This window comes from Nocardia abscessus (assembly GCF_015477775.1).
Classification (GTDB): domain Bacteria; phylum Actinomycetota; class Actinomycetes; order Mycobacteriales; family Mycobacteriaceae; genus Nocardia; species Nocardia abscessus_A.
In genome coordinates this window covers 173,076-189,606 of record NZ_JADLQO010000011.1, presented here as the reverse complement: position 1 = coordinate 189,606, position 16,531 = coordinate 173,076, and the positions used below count along the sequence as shown (strand labels likewise).

Below are 16,531 nucleotides of genomic sequence, written 5' to 3'. Positions count from 1 at the left end.
ATCACGGAGCGGGAACTTCGATGACCGTTGCCGCGCCCATGCCACCGCCGGCGCACATCGCCGCGATGCCGAGACCCCCACCGCGACGCCGCAATTCGTGCACCAGCGTGACGATCATCCTGGCTCCCGTCGCGGCCACCGGATGCCCGAGCGAGCAACCGCTCCCGCTGACGTTCACCTTCTCCGGGTCCAGGTCCAGCGCCCGGATGGCCGCGATCGGCACCGAGGTGAAAGCCTCGTTGATCTCGATCAGCTGCACCGCGGACAGCGAGATACCTGCCCGGAAGACCGCTTTGGTGATCGCCTCGATCGGCGCGAGGCCGGTGTCGGCCGGATCGACGCCCACCGACGACCACGAACGGATATAGGCCAGCGCGGGCAACCCCAAGCGGTCGCTGGCGATCGCGAGCGCCGCGGCGCCGTCGTTGGCCCCGGACGCATTGCCCGCGGTGATCGAGAAGCCCTCGATCTCCGGGTGCAGCACTCTGAGCGAGGCCAATTTCTCCGGGCTGGTGTCGCGGCGAGGATGCTCGTCGGTGTCGAACAGCCCGTGCGGGGTCTCGATGGGCACGATCTCTTCCTTGAACCGGCCCTCGTCGATGGCGGCGATCGCGTTGCGGTGCGAGCGCAAGGCCCAGGCGTCCAGGTCGGCACGCGAGATGCCCGCCTTGACCGCGGCGTTCCAGCCCACGGTGATGGACATGTCCAGCGCGGGAGCGTCCGGGCGATCCGGGTGACTCGGCGACACCCACGGATCGATCCACTCGTCCTCGCCGACCCTGAAACGCGCTTTGGGTGCGGTGGACTCGGAATTCACGCCCCCCGCGATCACCAGTTCGTCCATGCCCGCGCGAATCCCGGCCGCCGCGGTGTGCACCGCGGACATCCCCGCCGCGCAGTGCCGGTTCTGCGCCAAGCCCGGCACGGTGGTCAGCCCCGTGGTCACGGCCGCGTGCCGAGCCAGCACGCCGCCGCCGTAGCGCCCCTCGCCCAGGATGACGTCATCGATACGGGACCGGTCGAGGCCATCGGCGACCGCACCCACCACATGGTGGGCCAGGTCGAAGGCGTTGGTGTCGCGCAGCGTTCCCTTCCGTGCGGTACCGATGGGCGTCCGCAGGGCGGACACGATGACGGCTTCGGGCATTGGAGGCCTCCATTCCGGGCGACGCGATTGCGGCGCGGCGACTTTTCGGTGATCATGCCGAGAGAGTCATGAGAACATTATTTTCTCAAAACGAGAGCCACAGTTGCAAGATAGGATTACGCCATGCAGATAAGTGGGAGCTCCGCGCTCGTCGTGGGTGGAACCGGAGGTCTGGGTGAGGCGACGGTGCGGCGCCTGCACGCCGCGGGGGCGAAGATCGTGGTCGCCGACGTCGCCGACGAGAAGGGCAAGCAGCTCGAGACCGAACTCGGGATCCGCTATGTGCACACCGACGCCACCGACGAGGACTCCGTGCTCGCCGCCATCGCGGAAGCGCAATCGCTGGGGCCGCTGCGCATCTCGGTCGACACCCACGGCGGTCCCGCGACCGGCGGCCGCCTGATCGGCAAGGACGGCGAGCCGCTGTCGCTCGACGGCTTCCGCACCACCATCGAGTTCTACCTGACCGCCGTGTTCAACGTCCTGCGCCTCTCGGCGGCCGCGATCGCGAAGACCGATCCGCTGGAGGAGGGCGGGCGCGGCGTCATCGTGAACACCGCATCGATCGCCGCGTTCGAGGGCCAGATCGGGCAGCTCCCCTACTCCGCGGCCAAAGGCGGCGTGGTCGGAATGACCCTGGTGGCCGCCCGCGACCTGTCGCCGGTGGGCATCCGCGTGGTCACGATCGCTCCGGGCACCGTGAACACCCCCGCCTACGGCAAAGCCGCCGACCAGTTGGAGGCGTACTGGGGCCCGCAGGTGCCGTTCCCCAAGCGCATGGGCCGTTCCGAGGAATACGCCAAGCTGGCCACCGCCATCATCGAGAACGACTATCTCAACGGAGAGGTCATCCGGCTCGACGGCGCCCTGCGCTTCCCACCGAAGTAGCCGCCGCCACGGCAGGCGGATGCGACACGCCCCGCTACCCGAGGCAACGATTCCGCGAGTTCTACACTGACGCGGTCGATGACCGACGTTCTGAGCTGGACTTGGACACCTTCCGTAGCGAACTCGCAACCTGGCAGGCGCTCTACAACAGATCTGACACCTCGCACCAGGGGCCGATGTCAGGGTGGTTATCCCTGGTCGCCGAGTGTCTAGTGCGTTGACCACAAATGTTCGCGGTGTTGATCGGAAGTGGCCTCGGGGATGGCTGAGGAATGACTTCGTGATCAGGTTGACGCGGAATCAGGCGCTGGACATGCTCGGCGAGGTCAGTCGGCCGGTGGACAAGTCAGGATGAGAGTAGCTGTCATCGATGACAAGCTCAGAAACCTTCGGGGTGATGGGAAAGCCAGCTCGCGTGCCGGTGCATGAGTGTGTCCCGTTCGGCGGTTGTGGGCAGCAGAACGTCCGTGCCGCCATCGTAGGGATGGTGAATCCGCTCCAAGGACAGATCAGCGATCATGGCCCCTGCGGTTGCATCGTCGGCTACGGCGCGCAGAAGGTCGTCTACAGCGCCGTGCTGCCAGGGGATCTGGCTGAGGAATAGGTGGGTGTAGGAGATGAACTCGGCGTCGGTCTCGGTTGGGTCATTGCAGACAGAGGTCCAGTAGCGGGCACCGGGATGCCACTGTGCGCGGTCATCGGGTCGCGCGCCGGGCTCAGGACGGTTGGACCAGTCGCAAGTGATGAGGTAGACCTCTTGCCCGGTGAACAACTCGTTCAGGACCGTGTTGTACCGGTCGAGCACGATGCTGTACTCGTCGGCAGTGCCGGGATAGCGCTTGGACCCGGGCAGGCTATGGAACCGTACCCATCGATCCCGAAAGGCATGCTTGAGCTCATCAGCCAACGGGGGGCACCGCGGCCAACGTCGTTGCCAGAGCTCCAACAGATCGTCACTGCACATCCGATCACAGTATCCGCAAGGTTATGTATGTTGACCGCGAACATTGGTGGCACGTTTGCTGGTCAGGCTGCGGTCGTGTGGGTCGTGGTCGGCCCCCTCGTTGCTGGCGTTCGCTGCGGACGCGGGCACGTTCTCGGCGTTGCACTGCCAGGATGACGGGGTGGCGGGCGTTGGCGTTGCGCCGGCGCAGGTAGTCCTGCAGGTGCCGGGCGAGCACAGTGTGGTTGGGCTGGTTGGAATCGCCCATGGTGAAGGCGCGCAGCGGCCCGAACTGGGCCTCGATCGGATTGGCCCACGAGGCGTTGGTCGGGGACGCGCTGAGCCTGCTTGATCGCAGCGCGCCTTGCCGCTCCCGCCGCCACCGCGTCCTCGAATACCCCGCTGGCCTACGCCGTGAGCTGGTCTTCGACCGGATTGCCGGGCGCTGAGCCGGGCACCCGGTCGGCGCCGGAAAATCCAGCGACACCGGTGGGCGTGTCTGCTGGGGTGCGGCGAGGCGGCGTGGGTCGCGGCGATGCGCACGCATATCCGGCATCGCCGATACCCACCGTCCGGCAGGCGCTGGGAACACCCTGCGGTCGGTCGGCACCCGCGGCGGACATGCGGTGTTCGCCGGGCTGGACATCATGATGCGAGTACGCGGCTGGACCTTCCTCGGGGAATGCTCCGGCCCGGAAGCCCTCGCTTGGATCTACGGACCGTCCGACGCCGGCGAAAGCCATCTCGGCCGCGGCCTCGAACCGGTCCCGGCGATCGCGTCCACCCTCGACCGCCCGCTACCGACCGACACCGTGGACGACTGCGAAGTCGAAGTCCGGCTCGTCGGCACCCACTACAGCCAAACCCGCCTCACCGGCCTGACCGGCCTCACACCTCATCTCAAAACCCTCGAGGCCGACCGCGCCTGCGACCCCATCCCCCCGGCCGCGCCCGCGCCACCGACCGCGCCGACCAACCTCCCATCAGCGTCGATCGATAATGCGGCAAGGCTGTGCCAGCGATAAAATTATGAATAGGTCGGGGAACCGCAGAAGATTCGATCTCGGAAGGAGATGAGATCGATGGGCTCCTTCGGCCTCGATATCGGCGTCGGCCTCCACGCGTTCCTCAGATGGCTGGCCGTCACGTTCGGACTCGGATACGGCCTCAGCTGAGCGATGCGCCGTATCCTTGCTACCGCGGCGGCAACAGCGGCCGCGATACTCCTCACCGGCGTCGGCTTCGCGTCGTCGGACACCACGAGTCAGCCAGCATATCTCGGGCAGATACCGACCTGATGGTGTTCTTCGCTAGGCTCGGACTCGTGCAGTTCGAGGAAGGCTCCTAGCCGTCGGCGGCATAGCGGCGGTAGCGTTTCCGCACCGTCTGCCACGGCCCGAAATGTTCCGGCAGATCCCGCCACGGCAGACTGGTACGCAGCCGATACAGCATCCCCTCCACCGCCAAGCGATTGTTGGCGAAATTACGGCTCACGTGGCCCTCGGACTTCGGCAGCAGCAACTCCAGCAGTTCCCACTGTTTGTCGGTCAGAACCAGGTATCGATCACCGATCGCGGTCGCCACGGACGACATGATGCACGATCGGCCCCGACCACGGAGCCGATCGATTCACCTCGTTCGCCCTGGCCGCGCATCGAACTCGGAGACCGTCGACAGGAGAAAGCAGCCGCCGCCGAAAATCGGCTTCGGCGCGTAATCGAGCCACGACTCCGCCAGTGCTCGCACTCGACGTATTCCGGCCGGCGCGCGCCGTGCGGGCTAGAACCTGGCCCATACAAGGGTCGCGGAGCGGGTCACCGTCCACGCCCGATCGGGTGAAGGACGTCCCGCTTCCCGACCGGATCTGCGCAGCAGTCCTGATGAGTGTGATCGGCTATCTGGATCACGAGGAGCGCCAGACGCAGTGGGCGGCTGCCCCGCCTCACGCCGACCGCACCGGTCGTCGTCGAATACATGGCCTTGATGTGGCGGGCCCGCCGTGCGCGGCTTCCGGTCCACTCCCGGCGCACGGAGCCCTGCTACATCACTCTCGCGCGCGGCATTGCCCGCAGCAGGTTCAGCACGCCCTGGTCGCTGATGCGTTCCTGTACCCCTGCGCATCTTGTCATGCGAGATCACCGGAGACAGTTGGCGCTGTCGCGGCCCGTTGCTGGGCGTGGGGGCGGCCGGTGCGCGCGACTCGAGGGGCGCAGTATCGGGTTCCATATTCCGCCGGGCGGCAACTCGAGAGGTCGAGTCGAACCGGGCGTGGCCACCCGCAGCTCCGTTGCGGGACTACGAAAATGGAGTAACGGTGGTCGTTGTTGTGTCAGCTCAGCAGGTCCCATGCCGGGCCGGTACCGAAGCCGGGGAGGTGAGCCCAGAGATAGTCGTTGGCGGGATGTTCGTTTCCGGCGCGCATGGCCGCGTCCAGGTCGGCCGAAGTGGTTGGTGAATTCGGATCCGGTTCATCGGTTGCGTATGATTCGGGTCTGGGTGGGATGAGGAATTCGCGGTTCTCGTGTTCGACATATCGGTAGCCTGAATCTTCGAATTTGCGGAACTCTCTATAGAAGACCGTTGCTCGTCCCCATGGTGTCTCCGGTGGTTCGGTTTCATTGGATGGGGTGTCATAGAACTGAGTGGCCGGATCGGAAGCCACGAACACGATCTGGCCGGTGTCGATGGCTTCGTGTACCCATCGGTGGTTGAGGAACATCGACCAGTCATCAGCCCAGAGGACGTTGTACCCTGGCTCTCCCCTGAATTTCTCGGTGCCTGACAGCCTTCCGATGACCGCGATGTCGGATGTCCGGGGCATAGCGCGCTCGTCGAAATCTATCGGTGCGGCGATGTCGAAGGGTAGCTCGGCGAGGAGCCTGCGATTTTCCCTGATTTCATCGGCGTGTTGCTCGAAATAGGTGAGAAGAGGCTCGATTCTATGTCCGAGATTCCTGACGAGTTCGATGTCTCTGGGGAACAGGCCTTTCTCGGCCTGCTCGGGTTCGGGGTCTTCCCGGATGGGAAGCAGGGTGTGCCGGCGGAGTTCGGCTTTTCGGGCCAGTACCTGATGCAAGTTGGATGGCATGGTGTGCACTTTCAGAGGTTGGCTCCGGTTGTCGTGAGACCGATTATGTTGTCGCGCATGTACTCCTGTGCGTCGGGTACGTTCCCGACGATAGGTTCGACAGCCTTCTTCCACACCAGCTCACGGCTCGTCAGTAGCTTTTCGTGCAGCCCCGAGCGTTGCGGCGCTTCGAGGATTGCTCTGGTCAGCAGGTGAGGATTGTCGAGAAGCCGGTGTTGATAGATCCAGCTCGATCCGGAGGAGAACGCTGGTGAGATACGGGGAGTGAGTCCGCGCTCGGTACTCAGGAGGGCTTCGTTGATCTCAGCCGTATCGGCTCGCAAGGCGGCTAGCTGGGTCGCTCGGTGGATCAGGTCGGCGAGACCGGTGTCCGTCATCGTCTGTTCGTGGGTTACATTTCGCAGGACAGCGTTGAATTTCTCCGCTACTTCGGCCGCGATCCACGTGACGGGTATCGGTGCGGGCGATTGATGGCCCGCAGAGCGCCTGTTTCCTTGATTGTAATAATTCAGCGCGCTCTGGTTGCCCAGGATCTCGAAGGAGCTGAGATACGACAGTGCGGTATCACGGGTATACCGTTTCCGGGGACCTGTTCTGATGGGAAGTTCCACGATGGTGTCGTCGTAACTTCCCGACTGCAGGCTGGCGGCGGTTCGGAGCAGGGTGCCGAGCATGATGTCCGGGCGGATGATGCGATCCTCGGTTTCCAGGAGCAAACCGTGCGGAAGAGAGACGATGGACCAGGTCCCGCGGCAGTTACGGGCACAGCTGCGATCCCCGGGGATGACGCCGGTATTGGCGACGTCACCGCCGTTGGCGATGATGACGCGAACACCACTGTTTTCGCCATAGGATCTGCCGTCGCCGGGTGGAAGCTCGAGGATCTGGAGGTTGCGTCCGGTGACCGGATCGCGCTTCCACTGGTCGCGAAACCGGGTCGGATCGTAGGTGTCCGATGTCGACAGGTTGAACCCCTCGGGGATCGGCGTGAACTTCGAGAACGATTCGACCAGCTTCCTCGCGGACGGCGTCCTGCCGCTGTGCAGGTCTTCGACCAGCATCTCCAGTAGCGTTCGGCCGTACCTTTCGAATCCGACCGTCCCGGGCCATGCGGATGCGCGCTTCCCGCGTCGGTGCAGGTATCTGCGATTGAGAAGCTTTCGATAAATATCACTGCCGACGTCCATACGTAGCGAGTGCAGTAGGTCTGCGACGTCGCGGTCGAGTAGGGCGATACCGTTGCCGAGATCGCGAACGGTCACGGTGATATCGGTGCGCGAATTGGGGTGGCGGCCGAACCACAGCGTGATCTCCCGGGGTGACGTGCCTGACATGCGTCCACCTCTCAGGCTGGTATATAGCTGGACGGGGTATGCAGGACGAGGTCGTACACGCTGGGCTGTCCTTCCTTCTCTACGCTGATCTGGCCGTAGGCGTCGATCAGATAGTCCGGGCTCAGTTGCCCCTGGAAGAGAAGCGGCTCGGCGACGACCTGCTCGAAGGGTTTGAGCTGGTCGATCGGCTTGCCGTGCTGATCGATCTTGGCCACCATGCGACCGCCGAAGGCATACCAATGCCTTTCGGGGCCGGCCACCGGAATGACCGCGTCGAGCCTGCCGTCGAGAGTGGTGATGACCCTGGGGAGGTTCACCATGATGTCGGATTCACCCTCGATGATCCTGAGATTCCCGTTCTCCTCGAGGGTCCAGGTGAAAACGGTGGTGTCTTTTATGGTAACGACTTTGGTTGTGTTGGTGACAGTGTCGTAAAAACTGTAGGCACAGTCCACATCACGGTTCATCGGCGGGTACGCCAAAACCGACAGTGGCACCGGGTCTTCCAGGCTCATCTCCGGGACAGAGTCACCGGGCCGCATACGTGAAGTAAGGGTGTAGAGGCAGTCTCGCCAGAATGCGAAGGACCGGGTGGGGGCTTGTGCCAGTCCTTTGTAGTAGCCGACGATCGCGTCGGGGACCTCGGGTAACCCCAGGTCGGATACGAACATCTGGGCGAGTCCGCCGGGGCCGGAGGGCGGTATGCTGCACACACCGCCACGGAAGCCGCGCGGGGCGATCCACACGGCGCACTTGCCGGCTATGTCGTGATCGACGATCACCGAACGACGAGGACGAATCCACTCGTATCGAGCGATATTGATACCGTCGATGTTGAAGCCGTCGTAGTATTGTCCGAGCCGTTCGGTCGGGATAGCGATCTCCGCGCTCTTGACTCCTTGCGCATCGGCCGGAGGAATCACCAGGGTTCCCACCGGGGACTCCCCGCGATACCGGAATCTCCGGCGGCGGTCCGGCAACTGTGTTGCCCCGGCCAATCCGTCCACCGGCAGTTCGAACATCAATCCGATGTCGTGACCTTCTCCTTGGTCCTCCATTTGGCGGAAATAGTCGACGACTTGTACCATCGCGGGTGGATCGTGCAGTTCCTTCGGCATCGGCGTCGTAGCAACTACTGCCAGATATGGTTCACTAATGGAAAACTCCTCCACCGCCAAGATCGACGCAAGAGCTCCGGCGTCTCTCGAGATGTCCGGACCTATTATGTCGACCTTCCCGCGATCCCAGTCGATCACGTACGACTGCACGAATTGCATCGGAAAGTGGTACTGGTGATCGACTTCGATCTTCTTGTATCGATTCGGAATAAGCCAGCCGAACGACAGATAGTCGAGCGGCAGGTAGAAGACTTTCTTCGTCGCTTTGTCGACGGTGACCGTCGTCAGAACATTGAATGCCGAGAAACGCTCGGTTGCCGCGCTGGACCCCAGATGGAACACCGCCTCGAAATGCGGAGACAGCGCAGAATGAGCTAGGTCCGGATCGCTACGGTCTTGACTGCGCTTGATCGACCAGGAAACCCACGGGCCCTCCTCTGTTGTGCCGCCGGCAGCCACCAACTCGTAGTCTTTGAGTGTCCACGATGCACCGCTTGTGTAGGCGTAGCTCAACCCTGCCGTGGGGACGTCGCCGAAGAAACCCACGCTTGCGCCGATGGTTGTGGAAGTGCTGACAGTCTCGGCCTCGTTGTGGGTGATCGGTGAGTAGTCACCGAGGATCCAATCCTTACCGTTCTGAACTCCTGAACTTGCGGACGGAGTGGCCGGTTGAATGGTCATCGCGAAATTCTCGAGAATGTGACCGTTGTCCTTCAGATGGTCATGCGCGAGATCACGACTGTTCTTCAGGCCATCCGGCGTGAACCGTCCTGCGAGCATGGAGTGCGTCGCCCACTGGCCGTCCACGAATGGTCGGCGTAGGCGGGCGGTATCGAGCACCGTGCCACGAGTGCTGATTCGAACAGCTCGCCCTCGTTCCGGCGTATTCGGTGTCGCCACTTCTTCGATGAGCTCGAACTGAAGCGATTGCTGATAGGTACGTGACGGTTCGAAACTCGTCGCCCGGCGCGTCACATATCGCGTACTCCTGGCATCCGAACTCGGTACATTCGCCGCTGACCATGCCAGAGCACTCTCACCCCCTTGCACGGGAGCATCCTGGACGCTATCCGTCTGCCCTGCATTCACCCTAAACCACGCCTTTCCCTAGCCAGTCGACCACATACTCGCCGAAACAAATCAACCCACGACCACAGTCGTACGGCGAAGATCTGCGATTCAAATGTCATAATCGGCCAGGTCACCACGTCGGATAAGTTTGATCGCGTCGACCTTCGTGCCGAACTTGAATCCGCATGATTCATCACGTCATCTGAATACAACCAGAGGACGGCCATGTATCAACAGCTCATCGACTCCAAAGAAATCTCGGCGCCTCCTTGCCAGCAGCCCAACGGGCTGTCACTCGACGGCGGTCCCGTGACAGCACAGCCACTGGCCGGCCGGCGACAATCGGACGCATACGGCATCGACGAAATTGGTGGCGCTGCCACCGATCTCCATTCGCTCCACTTGCACGAGCACCCTGGAGCGGGCCCATCAACTACAGCGGGATGTACTGAGCCGAACGGCATCGACGGCTCTATCCCATCGGCGCCGCGCACCTTTGGGGTGATTGTCTGCCGGCATTCATCGATCCCAGCAGGAACTCTTCGAATGTATTGCTACGGTGACGTGAACCACTTTACCATCTGGAAACGGTTTTCGACACCGAAATGCACTGTGCCACAGGCGCAAACCTCAAACCGTCGTGTAGCCGACCGGTCGGTGTCTATCGGTCGCCGGGCCAGGCTCGGGCAAGGCGTGTTGGCGTTCGCCCGTATATCAGGCGTACTCGATTCCACTGATCCAATGTCAGCTACGCGGCACCGTCGCGCCCGAGCACTGGTCGTGGGTAACGGATGCGGTTTTGGCGCAGGCACTTTCGCCGTCGTCGGCGGTGGCGTGCCGTGATGCCCTGGTCGGGGCCGACAACGGCGGAGCCGGTAGTGGGGGCGAAGGTGATCGTCCCGGCGACACCGTCCACCGGCGGGGTCCAGCCCGGCAGGCTGATATGGGAGGCGACACCGGTGAGGTCGGGCGGCACGCATCGATGGAACCTCGAGAATGTCTGGTGCGGTGTTGCGCCATCCCGGCAAGGAGAACGAAGAGAAGTCGGAGTACGCCTTGGCAGCAAGGGGCACTCTTCGCCGCGTCGCTGGAAACGCTTGGGCAAGTGCGACTCATCAGCGCGCGAGTAGGAGACACTCTCAGCCTCAAGGGCGCTCGACTGCACAATCCGGACGGCATCACACTACAGGGCAACGTCTCGAGGTTGGTGAGAGCCCAATTACAGAGCGATTCATCTCCGATGGTCGAATTCACCTCCAAAACGCCACCGTCAAAAGAGGTATCGACGCGGCTGGGTCAACCTTCCGAGGCGGTCTACCAGGCCGAATACTGGGCCTCATTCAGGACGGGACTGCTCAACCGATCTCGCTGAGATCGCGCCCTACCATCGAACGATTCACTTGAAGCGGCTGCACTCGCGGCACAGAGCCTGTGGGACGCAATCGCTGCCGCATAATTTCGGTGCTGAACAGTCGAGCGCGAACCCGACGAGAGCCCAATCCGCCCATAGGCGAACTGAACAGGGTTGACCGCCAATAGATCCAACTGCCACCCCAAGGCCGGACATGAGACTGTGTTCGGCCTTGATCAGCCAATACACCAGCCGATCACGCAGATTCAGAAGGCATCTGGAAGATATAGCGGCACGGTAACGCCGCCGGCTGCGGACTTCCCCGCCTCGAAGACTTCGAGCAAAGCGATGAGATAGAGGAGATAGAGGAACGCGGCACGAGCCACTGTCAGCGACTGGCGGCAGGTCTCGCGCATCGCGTCGAGCGTAATTGCCTGCATGGTTACGGTGCTCTCGACGTCCGCCAGGCCGTGATGCACGAGGACGAACCTGTGTGTCCCCCGTATTGCGCACATCTTGGGCATGCCCGTAGAGGCTGTTTTCCGCCATGTCGAGGGCAAGTTCCGCCATGGACACGATGGCGGTTGCCAAACCCTCGTGGCGCAGAAGGCTCGCCCGGAGCGCGGTGCGGTTCTCGTCCTCGAACCAGAATGTACGGAAGTACACCTTCCTTGGATTATGTCCCAACGTCCATGCGCAGCGGTGGCGCCGCCATCAGCGTGGTGCATGCCGGGCTCGGCGTCACCGTGCAACCGGAATGCCTGGTCGGCCACGAATGGACCGGCCGCGTCGCCGCGCTCGACCTCGCCGAGCCCTGGGCCGAACGGCGGATCCACCTCGCCACCGCCCGCGGCCGCGAATTCAGCCCTGCCACGAAGGTTCTCATCGAACAGCTGCTCACCCGCCCGATCGACGAGAACGAGCTGGCACAGGACCGATGAGCCGGGCTCGGCGGCAGGAGCGCCGACCCCGGCTCTCACGTCAGAGCCACAGGTCAGAGATGGTCCTTGAAGAAGGGCACGAGGCGGTCCAACGCCTGCGACACCGCTTCGGGCTTGTCGTAGAGGTCGTAGTGCGTCATGCCCTCCAAGACGACGAGGTCCTTGTCGGTGGACGCGGCACGCTGGTAGAGCTCGAACCCGTCGCGGTAGGCGCCGAACGCGCCGGGTTTGTCGCCGACGACGATGCACAACGGCTGGGTGAGCAGGATCTCGGCGCGGGTGAACGCGTCCCAGCCGACGAGGCGAGCCTGGTGGGAGAACAGAAAGCTGGTGCGGCCGTTGGGTTTACGCCCACGATCGGTCTTGTAGTACTCGGTCGCTTCGACCAGGTCGACATCCGTCAGACCTGCCTGCTCGGCAGCTTCCGGCGACGGCGGCAGCAGATCGTTGACCTGCTCGTCCTGGCCACGGGCCTCGGCCGTGCGCTGCGCGGCCATCGCCTCGAGCGCCCCCAGCGGGTCGTATTCGGTGAATCCCTCGAGCATCCGCCGCCCGACGTTGGCGGCGGTGACCGTACCCAGGGCTTTGATGCGGCGTTCGGTCATGGTGGCGCTGACGGCGTAGCCACCGCCACCACAGATCGCCAGCACCCCGATGCGGTTCTCGTCGACCCACGGCTGCGTGACCAGGTAATCGATGACGTAGCTGAAGTCCTCCGCACGGAAGCCGGGGTCCTCGATCAGGCGCGGTTCGCCGCCGCTGTCACCCTGGAAGCTCGCGTCGAAGGCGATCGCGACGAACCCCCGCTGGGCCAGCGCGGTGGCATAGATGTTGCCCGCGGTCTGTTCCTTGCAGCTACCGGTCGGATGGGCGCTGATGATGGTGGTGTATTTCCGCTCGGCGTCGAATTCCGGTGGATAGTAGATGTCGGCCGCGAGATCCCAGGCCAGGGCCTTGATTCGAACGTGTTCGATGTTGTCGGTTGTCATGAGCTTCCTCTCTCGTCGCGTCGGAGCTTCCGAGTCGGGCGCACTGTGCGTCGGTGCTTACACGGCGGTCCTTGCGCGGGCGGCCCATCGCGTTCCCAGCCCGCCGAGCGCACCGGCCCAGAGCAGGCGGCGTGCGGTGGGGTGGGTCGCCAGCCAGGTGTAGGGACTGAACGGCAGCGCTTGTTTTCCGAAGTCCCCCTGGACGCGTGCGTCCCCGCTGGGCTCGTAGAGATTGCCATCGGTTTCGGTCGCCGCGTCCTTCGTTTGCTCCATCGGGATACCGAACTTGGCCAGAACGACGTCGGCCACTCGCGGAGTGAGATGCTGTGTCACCTTCATGAGCTTGGCCGAACCGCCGGCGTAGAGATCGCGGGCCGGGTGGGCGGCGGCGAACAGAACGCAATCGGCGACCACAGCCGGGTCGTAGAACGGTGGGGCGCCCTTCGGCTTCACCTCCATCTTGTTGCGGCCGTTGTTGAAGAACGGCGTATTGATCGCGGCCGGTTTGATACTGGTCACCGAAATCGGCGTGTGCGCGGCTTGCAGCTCGCGCCGCAGCGCGTCCAGCATCCCTTCGACAGCATGTTTGGACGCGGCATAGGCGCTGTTGAGCGGCATGGAGATCACCGTCTCACCCGACCCGACCGACACCAGTGCACCGCCGCCCGCCCGCCGCAGATGCGGGAGCGCCACCTGGAACCCGTGCACCTGTCCCATGAAGTTGATGTCCATCAGCCGACGAAACTCCTCGGGTGTGGTGTGTTCGAAGTCCGCGTAGACCACCACAGCCGCGACGGCGACCCACGTGTCGATACGACCGAACCTCGCCACCGCCAACTCGGCAACAGACTCGACCTGAGCCCGATCGCTGACATCGCACACGGCATACGCAGCCTCCCCACCGGCTTCCTCGATCTCGCGCACGAGGGTCGCCAGCCCCGCTTCGTTGCGCGCCGCCACCACCACCTTCGTTCCGGCGGCGGCCAGCCGAAGCGCGGTCTCTCTACCGATCCCGCTGGATGCGCCGGCGACGACGGCCACCTGCTGCGCGAGGGGTCGGAGCTTGATACCTGCCATCCGTGATTCCTCCAGTTCGACTTCAAGCGAAATTAAGCATTATGTTTAATTCGGGTCACGGTAGGCGTACCCACTTCGGCGACTCCGAATCAGCGCGCAGAGAATCCCTGCCGCTGCCTCCCGAGTCGTGAGCGCGGGAGGCCGGGGTCGATCAGCTCTTGACGGGAGCGGGATCGAAACCGATGAGAAGGCCGCCGGTGAGGCGTCGCTCTGTCCCGGTTCCCAGATCTCAGCCGGCCATCGGTCGAGCAGCCCGGTCGGTTGGTCCTCGGGCAGATACACCGACGGTGGATGGTCGATCCGATCGGGCTACCGCTCAGCCGGAGGGGCACTATCCGTGGATAGCGGACCTGGTGAGGTCAACTGATTTCGCCCGATCTCTTGCGTCGACACACTCTGCCCCACATATACTATTAAATATATTCTAGACTCTGATGGGCCGCCCCGCGTCCCGTCAACCTGCGTCCATGCCACGCATGGAGGGAAGCGAGAGACCATGTTGCGTTTTGACGGGAAGGTCGCCATCGTCACGGGCGGCGGCCGGGGGCTCGGCCGTTCGCACGCGCTGCTGCTGGCCTCACGGGGAGCATCGGTCGTGATCAACGACTTCGGATCTTCTGCCGCCGGGCAAGGGTCCGATACCTCTCCGGCCGACGACGTGGTCTCCGAGATCATCGCGGCGGGCGGGAAGGCCGTCGCCAACTACGACAGTGTGTCGACCGGCGCCGAGGCGATCGTGCAGACCGCGATCGAGGCATTCGGGCGTCTCGACATCGTCGTGAACAATGCCGGCATCAACCACATGACGCCTTTCGGCCCGGATGCGATCGAAGGCATCCGGCAGCACATCGAGGTCAACTTCCTCGGCACCGCGGCCGTGACGGCCGCCGCATGGCCGCATCTCATCGCGTCGGGCGCCGGGCGAGTCGTCAACACCGCTTCGCCGACGCTGGTCGGGTTCGAACAGCAGAGCGCGTACGTCGCCTCCAAGGGCGCCATCTTCTCGTTCACCCGCACACTCGCCATGGAGGCGCTCAAAGTCGGTATTCGCGTGAACGCGATCGCCCCCACCGCCTACACGCGAATGGCGGCGGAGGCGGAGATCCCCGACGATCTCAAACGGAAGCTCGAGAAGACCATGACCACCGCAATGGTGTCCCCGACTGTCGCTTATCTCGCGCATGAGGACTGTTCCATCACCGGCGAGACACTCCTCAGCCAGGGTGGTCTGATGCAGCGCTTCGCACTCACGATGAACGACGGCTATACGAACCCCGAGGCAACGCCGGAGGACATCCAGGCGAACCTCGTCGCGATCCTCGATGATGCCAGCAGCAAGCCGGTCGGAATAATCGGCACGGACAACGAGGGATCACTTCTCGACTTGTTCGACTGACCGGGTCCAGGCCGGGGTGAACAGCCACTTCACCCCGGCCGCAGCTCTTTACGCACCGCTGACCCAGCCACCGGAGGAGCACAGATTGACCGGCACGATGCGCGCACTCGTTTCCGGAATCGGCCCCGACTGGGTGCTCCGGGAAGTCTCACGCCCGCAGCCGGCACCGGGCCAGATCCTGATCCGCAACCGGGCCGCGGCCACCAACAACGCCGACCTGCCGATGCTCGCCGAGGCCGACCCGACCCACGGCGGACACGGCAACGAGTTCATCGCGGGATTCGAATACGCCGGTGAGGTAGTCGCACTCGGTGACGGCGTCCACACCTGGCGGGTCGGTGACCACGTGATGGGGTCGATTCCGTCGTCGTTCGCCGAATACGTCGTCGCCGATCAACGCTTCGTCCTCCCCCGCCCCGACAACCTCGACCCCGCCGTCGCGTGCGCGCTACCGACCGGCCTGCTCACCGAACACGGCGCACTCACCACCGCCGGCTTCACCACGGGCCAGAGCGTGCTCATCACCGGCGCTTCCACCGGCATCGGACTCATCGGCGCCCAATTGGCCAAAGCCCTCGGCGCCGCCCAGGTCATCGGCACCACCCGCACCGCCACGAAACGCGACCTGCTGGAAAAGGCCGGTGTCGACACCGTGATTGTCACCGACGAGCAGGACCTCACTCAGGCCACCCTCGACGCGACCGACCACCAGGGCGTCGACGTGGTTCTCGACCACATCGCAGGCCAGACCTTCGCCCAATGCCTGCCCGCGACCAAGGTCGACGGCCACGTCCTCAATATCGGCCGCCTCGCCGGCCCGGCCTCCACCATCGACCTCGACGCCCTGTCCTACCGCCACCTCACGGTGCACGGGGTCTCGTTCGGATTCACCCGCGACCAGGAGATGGCCGACGTCATCGCCGGGCTCCTGCCCGAGGTGATCCCCGCCGTCGCCCGCGGACAGATCCGACCGGTGATCGACCGCACCGTAGATCTGACGCAGTTCCAGCAAGCCGCCGATCGGCTGCGCTCGGGCGAAGCAGTCGGCAAAGTCGTGATCAGCATGAACGGGTGAGGATCGGCGTCGCTGTGGCGGCGCTTTTCCTCGCCGACCCGCTCCGGGATCGTGAACGCCTGCACGTGACTCGCTGATCCTCGACGAACAGGAAAATGGCCGGGAGACCACAC

At 63.9% G+C, this 16,531-nt stretch carries 16 protein-coding genes; 6 read left to right on the top strand and 10 right to left on the bottom strand.

Features of this window, described 5'->3' with window-relative positions:
- Position 1: 1 nt before the first annotated feature.
- Complete coding sequence (locus tag IU450_RS25895; protein ID WP_195152348.1) at positions 2–1,147, bottom strand: thiolase family protein; 1,146 nt, start codon at positions 1,145–1,147, stop codon at positions 2–4.
- 123 nt (positions 1,148–1,270) lie between these two features.
- Here IU450_RS25895 and IU450_RS25890 point away from each other — a divergent pair, with 123 nt between their 5' ends.
- Entirely contained in the window at positions 1,271–2,035 is a 765-nt protein-coding gene (locus IU450_RS25890) for an SDR family NAD(P)-dependent oxidoreductase (protein WP_195152347.1), read from the top strand.
- A gap of 379 nt (positions 2,036–2,414) precedes the next feature.
- Here the strand turns inward: IU450_RS25890 and IU450_RS25885 are convergent, their stop codons facing one another.
- Positions 2,415–2,942 (bottom strand): DUF3885 domain-containing protein, encoded by a 528-nt coding sequence (locus IU450_RS25885; RefSeq protein ID WP_228835116.1) that lies wholly within the window; start codon positions 2,940–2,942, stop codon positions 2,415–2,417.
- 290 nt (positions 2,943–3,232) lie between these two features.
- Here IU450_RS25885 and IU450_RS25880 point away from each other — a divergent pair, with 290 nt between their 5' ends.
- Together IU450_RS25880 and IU450_RS25875 are read left to right on the top strand one after the other, a co-directional pair.
- The gene (locus IU450_RS25880) at positions 3,233–3,427 is read left to right on the top strand and encodes a hypothetical protein (RefSeq protein WP_195152345.1); all 195 of its coding nucleotides are present in this window, start codon (positions 3,233–3,235) and stop codon (positions 3,425–3,427) included.
- 177 nt (positions 3,428–3,604) lie between these two features.
- Entirely contained in the window at positions 3,605–4,003 is a 399-nt protein-coding gene (locus IU450_RS25875) for a hypothetical protein (RefSeq protein ID WP_195152344.1), read from the top strand.
- Positions 4,004–4,322: 319 nt separating this feature from the next.
- Here the strand turns inward: IU450_RS25875 and IU450_RS25870 are convergent, their stop codons facing one another.
- From IU450_RS25870 to IU450_RS25850, 6 genes are all read right to left on the bottom strand, one after another.
- A complete protein-coding gene (locus tag IU450_RS25870; RefSeq protein ID WP_195152343.1) occupies positions 4,323–4,562 on the bottom strand; it encodes a transposase in 240 nt (79 codons plus the stop codon).
- Between the two features lie 45 nt (positions 4,563–4,607).
- Positions 4,608–4,724 (bottom strand): TetR family transcriptional regulator C-terminal domain-containing protein, encoded by a 117-nt coding sequence (locus IU450_RS41360; RefSeq protein ID WP_416382903.1) that lies wholly within the window; start codon positions 4,722–4,724, stop codon positions 4,608–4,610.
- Between the two features lie 583 nt (positions 4,725–5,307).
- On the bottom strand, positions 5,308–6,066 hold the full coding sequence (locus IU450_RS25865; RefSeq protein WP_195152342.1) for a hypothetical protein: 759 nt from the start codon (positions 6,064–6,066) through the stop codon (positions 5,308–5,310).
- Positions 6,067–6,077: 11 nt separating this feature from the next.
- Positions 6,078–7,400, bottom strand: coding sequence for a hypothetical protein (locus IU450_RS25860; RefSeq protein ID WP_195152341.1), 1,323 nt, complete (start codon positions 7,398–7,400; stop codon positions 6,078–6,080).
- Between the two features lie 11 nt (positions 7,401–7,411).
- Positions 7,412–9,493: a hypothetical protein gene (locus IU450_RS25855; protein WP_195152340.1), complete on the bottom strand. Its 2,082-nt coding sequence runs from the start codon at positions 9,491–9,493 to the stop codon at positions 7,412–7,414.
- A 1,713-nt stretch (positions 9,494–11,206) separates the two neighbouring features.
- Positions 11,207–11,419 carry a hypothetical protein gene (locus tag IU450_RS25850; RefSeq protein WP_195152339.1) on the bottom strand — a complete coding sequence of 71 codons (213 nt, stop codon included), beginning with the start codon at positions 11,417–11,419 and terminating at the stop codon, positions 11,207–11,209.
- 192 nt (positions 11,420–11,611) lie between these two features.
- Between IU450_RS25850 and IU450_RS40040 the strand changes: the two genes are divergently transcribed.
- Positions 11,612–11,881 carry a LysR substrate-binding domain-containing protein gene (locus IU450_RS40040; RefSeq protein WP_228835114.1) on the top strand — a complete coding sequence of 90 codons (270 nt, stop codon included), beginning with the start codon at positions 11,612–11,614 and terminating at the stop codon, positions 11,879–11,881.
- Positions 11,882–11,934: 53 nt separating this feature from the next.
- Here the strand turns inward: IU450_RS40040 and IU450_RS25840 are convergent, their stop codons facing one another.
- A complete protein-coding gene (locus IU450_RS25840; protein WP_195152337.1) occupies positions 11,935–12,870 on the bottom strand; it encodes an alpha/beta hydrolase in 936 nt (311 codons plus the stop codon).
- Positions 12,871–12,927: 57 nt separating this feature from the next.
- The gene (locus IU450_RS25835) at positions 12,928–13,947 is read right to left on the bottom strand and encodes an SDR family oxidoreductase (protein WP_228835113.1); all 1,020 of its coding nucleotides are present in this window, start codon (positions 13,945–13,947) and stop codon (positions 12,928–12,930) included.
- A gap of 496 nt (positions 13,948–14,443) precedes the next feature.
- Here IU450_RS25835 and IU450_RS25830 point away from each other — a divergent pair, with 496 nt between their 5' ends.
- Positions 14,444–15,343, top strand: a complete 900-nt coding sequence (locus tag IU450_RS25830; RefSeq protein ID WP_195152336.1) for an SDR family NAD(P)-dependent oxidoreductase — start codon at positions 14,444–14,446, stop codon at positions 15,341–15,343.
- A gap of 85 nt (positions 15,344–15,428) precedes the next feature.
- Positions 15,429–16,418: a quinone oxidoreductase family protein gene (locus tag IU450_RS25825; RefSeq protein ID WP_195152335.1), complete on the top strand. Its 990-nt coding sequence runs from the start codon at positions 15,429–15,431 to the stop codon at positions 16,416–16,418.
- The last annotated feature ends 113 nt before the right edge of the window (positions 16,419–16,531 follow it).

Coding starts and splice junctions, on each gene's coding strand:
- IU450_RS25890 (WP_195152347.1), top strand. CDS start 1,271: ATGCAGATAAGTGGGAGCTCCGCGCTCGTCGTGGGTGGAACCGGAGGT.
- IU450_RS25830 (WP_195152336.1), top strand. CDS start 14,444: ATGTTGCGTTTTGACGGGAAGGTCGCCATCGTCACGGGCGGCGGCCGG.
- IU450_RS25895 (WP_195152348.1), bottom strand. CDS start 1,147: ATGCCCGAAGCCGTCATCGTGTCCGCCCTGCGGACGCCCATCGGTACC.
- IU450_RS25840 (WP_195152337.1), bottom strand. CDS start 12,870: ATGACAACCGACAACATCGAACACGTTCGAATCAAGGCCCTGGCCTGG.
- IU450_RS25865 (WP_195152342.1), bottom strand. CDS start 6,066: ATGCCATCCAACTTGCATCAGGTACTGGCCCGAAAAGCCGAACTCCGC.
- IU450_RS25835 (WP_228835113.1), bottom strand. CDS start 13,947: ATGGCAGGTATCAAGCTCCGACCCCTCGCGCAGCAGGTGGCCGTCGTC.
- IU450_RS25860 (WP_195152341.1), bottom strand. CDS start 7,400: ATGTCAGGCACGTCACCCCGGGAGATCACGCTGTGGTTCGGCCGCCAC.